Genomic DNA, 13,572 nt, shown 5'->3' on the forward strand with positions numbered 1-13,572 from the left:
CTCTGACTTACGTATTGCATTAACGCAATACGTAACGATGACCGCACAGATGCGGCACGGTTCGAGAGGGATACCATGGCAACGCTCATTACGGCCCCGTCGCGGCCCAAGATTCCCGACGACATCGCGCAGATCGTGATCGCGCCGAAATCCTACGCCGACGACAAGGTCATCTACCCGGCGTTCAAATGGCTGCGGGAGAATATGCCGCTCGGGATCGCCGAGGTGGATGGCTACGACCCGCTCTGGATCGTCACCAAGAACGCCGACATCAAGCTGATCGAGCGCGACGCCAAGCTGTTCCACAGCGGCGATCACAATGCCGTGCTGACGACGCAGGCGGGCGACGCCTTCACCCGATCGATGAATAACGGGTCGCTGCGGGTGATCTCCTCGCTCACCTATATGGACCCGCCCGAACATGGCGCGTTCCGCTCGATCACCTCCAACTGGTTCCTGCCCGGCCGCATCTCCAAGCTGGAGGAACAGATCCGCGTGCTGGCGCGCCGGTCGGTCGATCATCTGCTCAGCTTCGATGGCGAATGCGATTTCGTGCAGGATTTCGCGCTGCATTATCCGCTGCGCGTCATCATGACCCTGTTCGGCGTGCCGCCCGAGGACGAACCGCGCATGCTGAAGCTGACGCAGGAATTCTTCGGGGTCCACGATCCCGAGGAGCAGCGCCCCGAGATGATCGACGATCCCGTGGCGGCGGCCAAGATGTGGTATGCCTCGTTGCAGGACTTCTACGGCTATTTCGACGATCTGAGCGCCGAGCGGCGCCGCAACCCGACCGACGATCTGCTTTCGCTGATCGCCAATTCGCAGGTGAACGGTAAGCCCATCCCGCGCGAGGAAGCCAACGGCTATTATGTCGCCATCGCCACCGCCGGGCACGACACCACCTCGTCCACCACGGCAGGCGGGATGCACGGCATGGCGAGCTTCGCCGGCCAGTTCGACATCGTCAAAGCCGATCCGGCGATGATCAAGCCGATGATCGAGGAGGCGCTGCGCTGGGCCTGCCCGGTCAAGCATTTCATGCGCAACGCCACCGCCGATACCGAGGTGCGCGGCCAGTCGATCGGCGCGATGGACCGGCTGATGATGTGCTACCCCTCGGGCTGCCGCGACGAGGACGTCTTCACCGATCCCGACACGTTCGATGTGCGGCGCACGCCCAACAGCCACATCGCCTTCGGCTTCGGCCCGCACATGTGTCTCGGCCAGCATCTCGCCAAGCTGGAGATGCGCGTCCTGTTCGAGGAGCTGATGCCGCACCTCGAATCCGTCGAACTGGCGGGCGCGCCCAAGATGGTCGAGACCAATTTCGTTGGCGGCTACAAGAAATTGCCGATCCGCTTCAGGAAAAAATGAGGAAACCCGCGCCGCTCTTCGGCTGAAGGGCGGGGCGCATCGCATGTTCAGGACAGGATCGACCCGGCGACAAGGATCGGGCGACCAATAAAGGAGGGTTTGTCATGAAAGCCAAGGTGCAAGGTCTGTTCGGCGTCTCGTTGCTGGGGCTGATGGCGGCGACCGCCGCGTCCGCGCAGACCGCGCCGCCCGCCCCCGGTGCGGCCAGCGACGACGGCCTGGCCGAGATCATCGTCACCGCGCAGAAGCGCGAGCAGGCGCTGAACGACGTGCCGCTGTCGATCACCGCCGCCTCGGGCGACAAGCTCGCCAGCCAGGGCGTCAAGGACGTGAGCGATCTGGGCAAGATCGTCCCCGGCTTCTCCTATACCGAGAGCGCCTATGCCACGCCGGTCTACACGCTGCGCGGCATCGGCTTCTACGACACCAGCCTCGCCGCCAAATCGACGGTCAGCGTCTATCTCGATCAGGTGCCGATGGCCTTTTCGATCCTCACGCGCGGCGCCACGCTCGATCTGGAGCGGGTCGAGGTGCTGAAGGGGCCGCAGGGCACATTGTTCGGCTCCAACTCAACCGGCGGCGCGATCAACTATATCGCCGCCAAGCCGACCCGCGTGGCCAAGGCCGGCGTGGACGCGGGCATCGACAATTTCGGGCAGGTGCAATTGGGCGGCTTCGTCTCGGGGCCGATCTCCGACACGCTGACCGCGCGCGTCTCCGCCCGCACCGAACAGGGCGGCGACTGGCAGCGCAGCTACACCCGAAAGGACAAGTTGGGCGGCAGCAACTTCACCACCGGGCGCGTCCTGCTCGATTTCCGACCGAGCGATACCGTGTCGTTCGAACTCAACCTCAACGGCTTCGTCGACAAGAGCGACGGGCAGGCGGCGCAGCTGATCGGCGTGGTGCCGCTCGGCAATCCGGCCCGGCTCGGTGCGCTGGCGACCTATCCCCGCGCGCCCGAGAACAATCGCGACGCGGACTGGTCGATCGGGCAGGAGCCCAAGCGCGATAACTGGTTCTACCAGGCGTCGCTGCGCGGCGACGTCGATCTGTCCGACGCGATCACCGCCACGTCGATCACGGCTTATTCGCGCTATCATCACGATACCGATCTCGATCCCGACGGCGTGGCGCTGCGCGATTATTTCTACAACACCGTCGGCAAGATCACCTCCTTCTCGCAGGAACTGCGGCTGGCGGGCAAGTTCGGTGACCTGAACGTGATCGTCGGCGGCAACTATGCTCGCGACAAGGCCAACCAGCAGGACAATTCCGGCCCCTACACCGATGCCACCTCGGCCTATCAGCTGGTCGATGCCGGGGTCAGCCCCGTGCCGTTCTTCACTTACTATCAGTATGGCAACCAGAAATTCACCAACAAGGCGGCCTTCGCCAATCTGGATTACGACATCGGCGACAAGGTGACCCTGCACGGCGGCGTGCGCTATACCGATACCAAGATCGACTTCGCCGGCTGTACCGCCGATCTGGGTTTCCGGCTGGGGCAGGGCATCCAGAATCTGGTCAACTTCATCCGGGGCGGCGCCGGCCTCGCGCCGATCCAGATCCCGGCCGGCACCTGCGTGACGATCGACGCCAGCACGCTCACCGTGGGTGAGGTGCGGCGCACCCTGAAGGAGGACAATGTCTCCTGGCGGGCTGGCGTCGATTTCAAGCCGAACCGCGATCTGCTGCTCTACCTCTCGGCCAGCCGCGGCTATAAATCGGGCAGCTTCCCGATCCTGTCGGCCAGCGACGCCAACCAGTTCAACCCCGTCACGCAGGAATCGGTGATCGCCTACGAAACCGGCGTGAAGGCCAAGATCGGGCGGCGCGCCCAGCTCAACGGCGCGCTCTTCTACTACGATTATCGCGACAAGCAGCTGAAGGGCCGCGTGGTCGCCAATCCCGACGTGTTCGGGCCGCTGGAGGCGCTGGTCAACGTGCCCAAATCCTCGGTCAAGGGCGGCGAGATCCAGTTCGACGTGACGCCGGTACGCGGCCTCAATTTCAGCCTCGCCGCGACCTATATCGAAACGAAGATCCGCGGCGATTTCCAGAATTACGATTCCTACGGAAACGTGCGGAATTTCGGCGGATCGGCCTTCCCCTACACCCCCAAGTTTCAGGGCGTGGCGGACGTGCAATATGATTGGTCGGCGGGTGGCCGGGTGTCGCCCTTCATCGGCGTCAACCTCTCCTACCAGAGCGCGACCAAGGCGGTGCTGGGCAATTCGCGCCTCACCCCCTCGGCCGATCTGAGCGCGCGCGGCGGCCTCAAGATCGAGGATTATGCGCTGGTCGATCTGCGTGCCGGCGCCAACATCGACGACAGGAAATACCGCGTGTCCCTGTTCGTGCGGAACCTGTTCGACAAATATTACTGGAACAATGCGACCCGCGTGACCGACACGACCGTCCGCTTCGCCGGCCGGCCGCGCACCTTCGGCGCTTCGGTCTCCGCCCGCTTCTGATCGCCTCCCCTGGGCGCCGGCCTTCCGCACCCGGCCGGCGCCTCTTTTTTTGGATTTCAGGCCGATGACTGGCTTATCGGGAGCCCGGCCTCTCCTGCCACAAGGATGGAACAGCATGGCCTACAAGCTCCTGATCGACGGTAAGCTGGTCGATGGCGCCGCGACGCTCGACGTGATCGATCCGGCGACCGGCGCGGTGTTCGAGACGTGCGCGCGCGCCGATGCGGCGCAGCTCGACGAGGCGGTCGCGGCGGCGAAGCGGGCGTTCCCCGCCTGGTCGGCGCTGCCCCATGCCGAGCGGCGCGTCTATCTGGAGCGGCTGGCCGATGCGATGGAGGCGCGCTTCGCCGAATTCTGCACGCTCCTCACCCGCGAACAGGGCAAGCCGACCCCGCAGGCGCAGTTCGAGATCGGCGGCACCGTGGCGGCGCTGCGCTATTTCGCCGCGCAGGATCTGCCGATCGAACTGATCCGCGAAACCGAGCAGGAGAAGATCGTCGAGCAGCGCATCCCGCTCGGCGTGATCGCCGCCATCACGCCCTGGAATTTCCCGATCATCCTACTGATGCTGAAGCTCGCCCCCGCGCTCGCGATCGGCAACACGATGGTCGCCAAGCCCGCCCCCTCGACCCCGCTCACCACCGCTCTGTTCGGCGAGCTGGCGGCGGATATCCTGCCACCGGGCGTGCTGAACGTGATCGTCGACGCCAATGATCTGGGCGCGCGCCTCACCGATCATCCCGATGTCGCCAAGGTCAGCTTCACCGGATCGACCGCCACCGGCAAGCGGGTAATGGCGAGCGCGGCCGGCACGCTCAAGCGCCTCACCCTCGAACTGGGCGGCAACGATGCCGCGATCATCCTCGACGATGCCGATGTGAAGACCGTCGCGCCCAAGGTGTTCGACGCGGCGATGATCAACGCCGGCCAGGTGTGCCTCGCGGTCAAGCGCGTCTACGCCCCCCGGCCGATGATGGACGCGCTGTGCGCCGAATTCGCGCGGCTGGGCGCCGAAGCGGTGGTCGACGACGGGCTCAACCAGGGCGCCACGATCGGCCCGGTGCAGAACAAGGCGCAATATGACAAGGTGCTGGCGCTGATCGACGAGGCCAAGTCCGAGGGCCGGGTCGTCGTCGGCGGCGAGCCGCTGGGCCGCGACGGCTATTTCATCGCCCCTACCGTCATCCGCGACCTGCCCGACGATGCCCGCCTCGTGCGCGAGGAGCAGTTCGGCCCGGTCTTCCCGGTGCTGGCCTACGACGATCTCGACGAGGTGATCGCCCGCGCCAACGACAGCGATTTCGGCCTCGGCGGCACGATCTGGACCAGCGATCCCGATCGCGGAATGGCGGTCGCGCTGCGCATCCATTCGGGCACGGTGTGGGTGAACAAGCACCTCGACATGCCGTTCGACATCCCCTTCGGCGGGGCCAAGCAATCCGGCCTCGGCCGCGAGCAGGGTGTGGACGGCATGAAGGAATTCACCCAGGCCAAGATCATCAATATCGCCAAGCGGTGAGGCGGGGCGCCCGGCGCCGCGCATTATGGCGACACGCTTTTCGTATTTGAATTTCACGCCGCCGCGCGCTCAGCGTGGCGGCGATGGACAAGCGTGATCGAGAGGGTTCGTGATGAAGGTATTGGTGCCCGTGAAGCGGGTGATCGATTACAATGTGAAGCCGCGCGTGAAGATGGACGGTTCGGGCGTCGATCTGGCGAACGTGAAGATGTCGATGAACCCGTTCGACGAGATTGCGATGGAAGAGGCGATCCGGCTGCGCGAGAAGGGTGTCGCGACGGAAGTCGTGGCGGTGTCGATCGGGGTGGCCAAGGCGCAGGAGACGCTGCGCACGGCGCTGGCGATGGGTGCGGATCGCGCGATCCTGGTGGTGAACGAGGGCGATGTCGAGCCGCTGGCGGTGGCCAAGATCCTGAAGGGCATCGTCGACGAGGAGCAGCCGGGTCTGGTGATCCTGGGCAAGCAGGCGATCGACGACGACAGCAACCAGACCGGCCAGATGCTGGCGGCGCTGACCGGGCGGCCGCAGGGCACTTTCGCCTCGAAGGTCGAGGTGTCGGGCGAGCAAGTGTCGGTGACGCGCGAGGTCGATGGCGGGCTCGAGACGGTGACGCTGGCGCTGCCGGCCATCGTGACGACCGACCTGCGCCTCAACGAGCCGCGCTATGCCAGCCTGCCGAACATCATGAAGGCCAAGTCCAAGCCCTTGGCGCAGAAGACCCCCGCCGATTACGGCGTGGACGTGACCCCGCGTCTCACGACGGTGACGGTGGTCGAGCCCCCCAAGCGGGTCGCCGGCGTCAAGGTCGCCGATGTGGATGAACTGGTGGCGAAACTGAAGAATATGGGAGTGGCGGCATGAGCGTCCTCGTCTGGGTCGAGCATGATGGCGGCGCCGTGAAGGACGCCACCCTGTCGGCCGTCACCGCCGCCGCGAAGCTGGGCGACGTCCATGCGCTGGTCGCGGGCGAGGGCGTCGCCGCCGTCGCCGATGCCGCCGGCAAGATCGCGGGCGTCGCCAGGGTGCTGCTCGCCGACGATGCGGCCTATGCGCACGCGCTGCCGGAGAATGTCGCGCCGCTGGTGGTGGGCCTGATGGGCGACCACGACGCCTTCGTGGCGCCGGCGACCTCCAACGGCAAGAACATCGCCCCGCGCGTCGCGGCTTTGCTCGATGTGATGCAGATCAGCGATATCCTCTCGGTCGAGAGCGCCGACACCTTCACCCGGCCGATCTACGCCGGCAACGCCATCGCCACCGTCAAGTCGAGCGATGCGAAGAAGGTCATCACCGTGCGCGGCACGGCGTTCGACAAGGCGGGCCGCGAGGGTGGCTCGGCCAGTGTCGAGGCCGTCACGGGCGCGGGCGACAGCGGTCTGTCGACCTTCGCGGGCGCCGAGATCGCCAAGTCGGAGCGGCCGGAGCTGACCTCGGCGAAGATCATCGTCTCGGGCGGCCGCGCGCTAGGCTCGGAAGAGCAGTTCCACGCCGTCATCGATCCGCTGGCCGACAGACTGGGCGCCGGTGTCGGCGCCTCCCGCGCGGCGGTCGACGCGGGCTATGCGCCGAACGACTATCAGGTCGGCCAGACCGGCAAGATCGTGGCGCCGGAAGTGTATGTCGCCATCGGCATCTCGGGCGCGATCCAGCACCTCGCCGGCATGAAGGACAGCAAGACCATCATCGCCATCAACAAGGACGAGGACGCCCCGATCTTCCAGGTCGCCGACATCGGCCTCGTCGGCGACCTGTTCAAGATCGTACCGGAACTCACCGGCAAGCTCTGATCGCTCGATCCGTGCTCCGGCGAATGCCGGAGCCCAGGGTTCAGAACGCAGCGCGTGTGACCCTGGGCTCCCGCTTCCGCAGGAGCACATGTCGAATATGATTTCGCCTTGCTCCGGTGGCTCTCCGCGCGCCATTTAAGATCATGGCCAGCAAACCCTCCGGCAAGACCCAGCGCGCGTTCGAGATCATCTGTGAGCGGATCCGCAACGATCTGGCGACGGGCGCGCTCAAGCCCGGCGACAAATTGCCCGCCGAGCGCGAACTGGCGGCGCAATTCCAGGTCAGCCGCAGCGCGCTGCGCGAGGCGCTGCGCAGTCTGGAAGTCGCCGGCATCCTGCGCAACCTGAAGGGGGTGAAGGGCGGCGCCTTCGTACAGGAGGCCGCGCCCGACCGGATCGTGCAGGCGATGCAGGACTACGTCAGCCTGGGCGACATCACGCTCCGCGAACTCACCGAGGCGCGGATCGCGATGCAGGACGTGATCGTCCGCCTCGCCTGCGCGCGCGCCAGCGAGGCCGATCTGGTCGAGCTGGAGGAGATCGCCGCCGCGACCCAGACAGTGTCCGATGTCGCCGCGCGCTACCAATGCGCGATCGCTTATTACAAGGTGCTGGCGCGGGCGACGGGCAACCGCATCTTCGGCATCTTCGTCGATTCGCTCTCCTCGATCCTCCAGCAATTCGTGCGCGGGCCGGATTACGAGACGTTGCAGGAATCGCTGATCGACTCCCGCCTGCGCCTCGTCGCCCATCTGCGCGCGGGCGATGCGGATGCAGCCGCGACCGAGATGCGCGAACATCTCGAACGAGTCCACGATCACGTTCGCCGCAACGTGAAAGGCCAGCTCGCCGACCGCCTTTGACGCTGCCACGCCGTTGACACGGGCGCGCCCATATCTATTGGTAGGACCAATTGAAATGGGGAGGAATTTGCGTGACCGGACCAATTGAAATGGGGAGGAATTTGCGTGACCGACGATCTCGGCGTTTCACCGATGCAGGATGCGCTGGCCGGCGTGCGCGTGCTCGATTTCTCGGCGGTGATGGCCGGGCCCTATGCCACGCGGATGCTCGCCGATCTGGGTGCCGACGTCATCAAGGTGGAATCGATGGAGGGCGATCAGGTGCGCGCCCGCCCGCCGCTGCGTGAGGGGCACAGCACCTATTTCGGCCACCTCAACGCCGGCAAGCGCAGCATCGCGCTCAACCTGAAATCGCCCGACGCGGTGGCGCTGATCGAGGGGATGGTGCCGCGCTTCGACGTGGTGATGGAGAATTTCCGCCCCGGCGTGATGAAGCGGCTGGGCCTCGATTACGCGGCGCTGTCGAAGATCAACCCACGCCTGATCTATTGCTCGATCTCGGGCTATGGCCAGACCGGGCCGCGCGCGCTCGATCCGGCCTATGCGCCCGTCGTTCACGCCTCCAGCGGCTTCGACATGGTCAATATGGATTATCAGGACGGCGCGGCCGATCGCCCGGCCAACAGCGGCATCTTCATCGCCGACGTGCTGGGCGGCACCCATGCCTTCGGTGCGATCCAGGCGGCGCTCTACCAGCGCGAAAAGACCGGGCGGGGCCAGTTTATCGATCTGTCGATGATGGAGGCGATGACGGGCATGCTGGTGTTCGAGACCCAGCAGGCGCAATTTCCCGCGCCCCGCCGCCCGATCTACACGCCCCTCAAGACGAGCGACGGCTTCATCATGGTGGCGCCGACCAGCCCGCGCAATTTCGAGCAGCTCGCCGATGCCGTCGGCCATCCCGAATGGCGGGACGATCCCCGCTTCCGCACCAATGCCGATCGCAACGCCAATTGGGCGACCCTACTGGCGCTGGCCGAGGAATGGACGATCGAGCGGCCGGCGCTGGAGGCCGAGCGCATCCTCTCCCAGCATGGCGTGCCGTGCGCGCGCTATCGCGAGGTGGCGGAATTGCTGGACGATCCGCAGATGGCGGCGCGCGGCGCCTTCGCCACGATCAGCGACGCGGCGGGCGAATATCGCGTGACCAACCCGCCGTTCCGCATGTCGGCCTCGCGGACGGAGGCGCGCGATCTGGTCGCTGGGCTCGGCGAACATGGCGGCGAGGTGCTGGCGGCGGAACTGGGCCTCGACGAGCCCGCGATCACCGCGCTGCGCGCATCGGGCGCGTTGGGATAAAAAAGTCCTCCCCCGCCAGGGGGAGGATAGAAAACGGAGGGGGCCTGCCCGCCCCCTCCGCCCGGTCGATCAGCGCAGCAGTTCGCGCGCGATCGTGTTCTTCTGGATTTCGGTCGAGCCCTCGTAGATCCGCGTGATGCGGATATCGCGGTACATCCGCTCCACCGCGAAGCCGCGGCAATAGCCCGAACCGCCGAAGATCTGCACCGCCGTGTCGACCGTGCGGCTGCCCGCCTCGGTCGCGAACAGCTTGGCCATCGAGGCCAGTTCGCGGCGCTTCTCGCCCTGATCGTAGCGCCAGCAGGCGTCGAGCAGGATCAGGCGCGCGGCGCGCATGTCGGTCGCCATCGTCGCGATATAATGGCGGATCGCCTGGAAATCGGCGATGACGCCGCCGAAGGCCGGGCGCGTCTTGGCTTGGTCGATCGCCAGTTCAAGCGCATATTCACCCATGCCGACCGCCGTCGCGCCGACGTTGAGGCGGCCCTCGTTCAGCCCCTCCAGCGCATAACCGAACGCCGCGCCTTCCTCGCCCAGCAGCGCGTCGGCCGGCACGAAACATTCGTTGAACGACATTTCGTACACGCCCGGCGTGGCGGTGCCCATCAGCGGGATCGTCCCGTCGATCGAATAGCCCGGCGTCTCGGCGTTCATCAGGAAAGCGGAGATGCCCTTACGCCCGGCCGATTTGTCGGTGTAGGCGTAGACGATCACTTCCTTGGCGTTCTTGCCGTTGGAAATATAGGTCTTGCTGCCGTTGATGACCCAGCCTTTGCCCTGCCGCACGGCGGTGGTGCGCATCGAGGCGAGATCGGAACCGCAATGCGGCTCGGTCAGCGCGAAGGCGATCGGGATGGTGCCGTCGACCATGCCGGGGATCAGCCGCGCCTTCTGCTCCGGCGTGCCGTGGTTGAGGATATTCTTGGCGCCCGGCCCCATCAGCGGGCGCAACTCGGTCCAGAATTGCGGGGGGAGGCGGGCAAGCTCGATCTGCACCGCGCATTGCGCCAGCGCGCCCATGCCCAGGCCGCCATATTCTTCCGGCAGGCCCAGGCCGAAATAGCCGTTGTCGATCAGCGTCTGGCGCACGATCGGCGGCACCTTGCCGGTTTCCTGAAACTCCAGCTCGTAAGGCAGCAGGTCGCGCACGATGTCGCGCGTGACGTCGCAAAATTCCTTGACCTCGTCGGGCAGCTCAAAATCCACGGATGATCCTTTCCCAGCTTCCGCTCGCGCCTCGCTTGCGCTAACTGAATGGTCCTACCTTTCAAAAACCAGGACGTCCAATTGGAAAAGCGGGATAGGATCGGCAAGGTGACGACGATGCGACGAACGACATCCGCGCCCATTCCGGCACCGGCCGGGGCATCGAAGGGGCTCGCCCGTGGCGACTGATCCGTTCGACCTGAATCTGCGTCATCTGCGCGCCTTGCTCGCCATCGAGGAGCATGGCAGCATCACCACCGCCGCCGACGTGGTGAGCCTCTCGCAACCGGCGCTGACGCAGGGCCTCGCCAAGATCGAGCGCCAGTTCGGCTATGTCCTGTTCGAGCGGCGATCGGGGGGCATGGTGGTGACGCCCGTCGGCCGCATCGTCGTCGATCGCGTGCGCGCGGCGATCGATCATCTGGCGGGCGGCGCCAAGGGGCTGACGCGGGTGTTCCAGCATCCCGAGCGGCTGATGACGATGACCCAGCTGCGCGCCTTCCTTGCGCTGGCCGAGGCGGGCAGCTTCACCGCCGCCGCGCACGGCACCGGCCTGTCGCAGACCGCCGTCCACCGCGCGGTCGGCGATCTGGAACAGGTGATCGGCGGCGAACTGGTCGAGCGGCGCGGGCGCGGCGTGTGGCTCAACGCGGCGGGCAAGCGCCTGTCGCGCGGGATCCGGCTGGCGGTGGGCGAACTCAACGCGGCGCTGGCCGAGCTGGGGCTGGAGACGGCGGGTGAGCTGATCGCTTTCGGCGCGCTGCCGCTGTCGCGCCCCTTCCTGGTGCCCGCCGCCATGGCGCGGCTGGCGCAGGAGCAGCCGCAATCGCGCTTCGAGGTGGTAGAAGGCAGCTGGCGCGAACTGGTGGAGCCGCTGCGCGACGGGCGGATCGACCTGATCGTCGGCGCGGTGCGGCCGTTCGACATCACCGATCTGCATCAGGTGCCGCTCTACGAGGATCGGCTGGTGATCGCGGTCGGCAGCCAGCATCCGCTCGCCGGGCCGGACATGCCCTCGCTCGATGTGCTGGCCTCCTATCCCTGGATCGTCCCGCCGGCGAACACGCCGCTGCGCGGCATCTGGGAGCGATTGTTCGAGGGGCGGCCGCTGCCCGCCACGCCGATCGAATGCGGATCGGTTATGATCATCGGCCGGCTGCTGACCGAGGGCAATTTCCTCACCCTGCTGTCGCCCGATCAGGTGGCGTTGCAGATCCGTCTCGGGCTGCTCGCCCGCGTCGGCCCGCCGCTCGCAGAGAGCACCCGCATGATCGGCATCACCACCCGCCGCAGCTGGCGCCCGACGGCGATGCAACGCCGCTTCATCGAACTGCTGGGCGAGGTGGGCACGACCGCGCGCGAGAACGACCCCGACGCGCGAATGCTGGGCTGGGTGTAAGGAAATCCTCCCCTGCAAGGGGAGGGGGACCATCGGCGCAGCCGATGGTGGAGGGGTGACCCGCTCTCGATGGCGCGATACCCCTCCGTCAGCCCTGACGGGCTGCCACCTCCCCTTGCAGGGGAGGATTGAAGGCCCTCAATCCAGCTTGATCCAGACCGCCTTGGTCTCGAGATAATCCTCGATGTGGTGGATGCCGGATTCGCGCCCGAAGCCGCTGACGCCATAGCCGCCGAACGGCACCGCCGGGTCGAGCATCTGGTAGCAATTGATCCATACCGATCCCGCGCGGATGCCGCGTGCCATGCGGTGCGCGGTCGAGAGATCGCGGGTCCAGACGCCGCTGGCCAGGCCGAATTCGGTGGCGTTGGCGCGCTCCAGCACTTCCTCGGCCGTGTCGAAGCTGAAAGCGGACAGGACGGGGCCGAAGATTTCCTCCCGTGCGATCGTCATGCTGTCCTCGACGCCGTCGAAGATGGTCGGTTCGATGAAGAAGCCCTTGTCGTGATAGTCGCCGCTCATCCGCCGGCCGCCGACGAGCGCGGTGGCGCCTTCCTTGCCGCCGACGTCGATATAGCCGAGGATCTTCTCCATCTGCTGGCTCGATACGACCGGGCCGATCGCGGTTTCGGGATCGAGCGGATCGCCGACCTTGATGGTGCGGGTATAGGCCGCGAGCCGCTCCATGAACTCCTCGCGGATCGAGGATTGCACGAACAGGCGCGTGCCGGCCGAGCAGATCTGGCCCGAATTGGCGAACACGGCGGTCGCGGCGGCGGGCACCGCCTTGTCGAGATCGGCATCGGCGAACACGATATTGGGCGATTTGCCGCCCAGTTCGACGGTGACGCGCTTCATCGTCGAGGCGGCGGCGCGGATGATCTTCTCGCCCACGCCGGTCGATCCGGTGAAGGAGATCTTGTCCACGCCCGGATGCGACGACAGCGCCGCGCCGACCGCGCCCAGCCCGGTGACGACGTTGATGACGCCCTCCGGCACGCCCGCTTCCAGGCACAATTCGCCGAAGCGCAGCGCCGACAGCGGCGATTGTTCGGCGGGCTTCATCACCATCGTACAGCCGCTGGCCAGCACCGGCCCGGCTTTCCACACCGACATGCCGACCGGCCCGTTCCACGGGTTGATCGCCGCGACCACGCCCATCGGCTCCTTCAGCGTGTGCGACAGCACGTCGCCGGCGGCCGAATTGGGCAGCGTCTCGCCATGGATGGTGGTCACCTGGCCCGCATAATAGCGCAGCAGCGCGCCGGCGCGCGCGCGGCCGAGCGTGCTGCGCGACAAGGGCGAGCCGATGTCGAGCGTGTCGAGCATCGCCAATTCGTCGAAATGCGCCTCCACCAGATCGGCCAGCCGCAGCATGATCTTCTGCCGCTCGGCGGGCTTCAGCCTGCTCCACGGGCCGGTCAGCGCCTTGCGCGCGGCGGCGACGGCGCGGTCGACGTCGGCCTCAGCACCCTCCGCCACCTGCGCGAGCAATTCGCCGGTCGCGGGATTGCGCGTCTCGAAACGCTTGCCCGACAGCGCGGGGACGCGCTGGCCACCGATCAGCATGTCCTGCTCGATCCGGTCGAGGAAGGCCGGGCGGACGATCTTGCCAAGTTCCATGATACTCTCCGTCAGGTCGCC

The 13,572-nt window shown here is 66.4% G+C and carries 10 protein-coding genes; 8 read left to right on the forward strand and 2 right to left on the reverse strand.

Annotated features, from left to right (window positions below):
• Positions 1-75: 75 nt before the first annotated feature.
• The 7 genes from PQ455_RS00630 (at position 76) to PQ455_RS00660 (ending at position 9,323) form a co-directional block, all read left to right on the forward strand.
• Entirely contained in the window at positions 76-1,377 is a 1,302-nt protein-coding gene (locus PQ455_RS00630; protein ID WP_273688270.1) for a cytochrome P450, read from the forward strand.
• 104 nt (positions 1,378-1,481) lie between these two features.
• The gene (locus PQ455_RS00635; RefSeq protein WP_273688272.1) at positions 1,482-3,854 is read left to right on the forward strand and encodes a TonB-dependent receptor; all 2,373 of its coding nucleotides are present in this window, start codon (positions 1,482-1,484) and stop codon (positions 3,852-3,854) included.
• Between the two features lie 115 nt (positions 3,855-3,969).
• Positions 3,970-5,373 (forward strand): aldehyde dehydrogenase family protein, encoded by a 1,404-nt coding sequence (locus PQ455_RS00640; RefSeq protein ID WP_273688274.1) that lies wholly within the window; start codon positions 3,970-3,972, stop codon positions 5,371-5,373.
• Between the two features lie 112 nt (positions 5,374-5,485).
• Positions 5,486-6,235: an electron transfer flavoprotein subunit beta/FixA family protein gene (locus tag PQ455_RS00645; RefSeq protein WP_273688275.1), complete on the forward strand. Its 750-nt coding sequence runs from the start codon at positions 5,486-5,488 to the stop codon at positions 6,233-6,235.
• On the forward strand, positions 6,232-7,161 hold the full coding sequence (locus PQ455_RS00650; RefSeq protein WP_273688276.1) for an electron transfer flavoprotein subunit alpha/FixB family protein: 930 nt from the start codon (positions 6,232-6,234) through the stop codon (positions 7,159-7,161). Before PQ455_RS00645 ends, PQ455_RS00650 begins: the two co-directional genes overlap by 4 nt.
• 143 nt (positions 7,162-7,304) lie before the next feature.
• Positions 7,305-8,024 (forward strand): FadR/GntR family transcriptional regulator, encoded by a 720-nt coding sequence (locus tag PQ455_RS00655; RefSeq protein ID WP_273688277.1) that lies wholly within the window; start codon positions 7,305-7,307, stop codon positions 8,022-8,024.
• A 105-nt stretch (positions 8,025-8,129) separates the two neighbouring features.
• Entirely contained in the window at positions 8,130-9,323 is a 1,194-nt protein-coding gene (locus PQ455_RS00660) for a CaiB/BaiF CoA transferase family protein (protein ID WP_273688278.1), read from the forward strand.
• Positions 9,324-9,392: 69 nt separating this feature from the next.
• Here the strand turns inward: PQ455_RS00660 and PQ455_RS00665 are convergent, their stop codons facing one another.
• Positions 9,393-10,529 (reverse strand): acyl-CoA dehydrogenase family protein, encoded by a 1,137-nt coding sequence (locus tag PQ455_RS00665; RefSeq protein ID WP_273688279.1) that lies wholly within the window; start codon positions 10,527-10,529, stop codon positions 9,393-9,395.
• Positions 10,530-10,707: 178 nt separating this feature from the next.
• Between PQ455_RS00665 and PQ455_RS00670 the strand changes: the two genes are divergently transcribed.
• A complete protein-coding gene (locus PQ455_RS00670) occupies positions 10,708-11,928 on the forward strand; it encodes a LysR family transcriptional regulator (protein WP_273688280.1) in 1,221 nt (406 codons plus the stop codon).
• A gap of 138 nt (positions 11,929-12,066) precedes the next feature.
• Here the strand turns inward: PQ455_RS00670 and PQ455_RS00675 are convergent, their stop codons facing one another.
• Positions 12,067-13,551, reverse strand: coding sequence for an aldehyde dehydrogenase family protein (locus PQ455_RS00675; protein WP_273688281.1), 1,485 nt, complete (start codon positions 13,549-13,551; stop codon positions 12,067-12,069).
• Positions 13,552-13,572 lie beyond the last annotated feature (21 nt).

Source organism: Sphingomonas naphthae (genome assembly GCF_028607085.1).
In the GTDB taxonomy this organism is placed as follows: Bacteria; Pseudomonadota; Alphaproteobacteria; order Sphingomonadales; family Sphingomonadaceae; genus Sphingomonas_Q; species Sphingomonas_Q naphthae.

Bases quoted from the DNA above. Each gene is read 5' to 3' on its own strand.
- PQ455_RS00675 (WP_273688281.1), bottom strand. From the start codon at position 13,551: ATGGAACTTGGCAAGATCGTCCGCCCGGCCTTCCTCGACCGGATCGAG.
- PQ455_RS00640 (WP_273688274.1), top strand. From the start codon at position 3,970: ATGGCCTACAAGCTCCTGATCGACGGTAAGCTGGTCGATGGCGCCGCG.
- PQ455_RS00650 (WP_273688276.1), top strand. From the start codon at position 6,232: ATGAGCGTCCTCGTCTGGGTCGAGCATGATGGCGGCGCCGTGAAGGAC.
- PQ455_RS00655 (WP_273688277.1), top strand. From the start codon at position 7,305: ATGGCCAGCAAACCCTCCGGCAAGACCCAGCGCGCGTTCGAGATCATC.
- PQ455_RS00645 (WP_273688275.1), top strand. From the start codon at position 5,486: ATGAAGGTATTGGTGCCCGTGAAGCGGGTGATCGATTACAATGTGAAG.
- PQ455_RS00630 (WP_273688270.1), top strand. From the start codon at position 76: ATGGCAACGCTCATTACGGCCCCGTCGCGGCCCAAGATTCCCGACGAC.
- PQ455_RS00635 (WP_273688272.1), top strand. From the start codon at position 1,482: ATGAAAGCCAAGGTGCAAGGTCTGTTCGGCGTCTCGTTGCTGGGGCTG.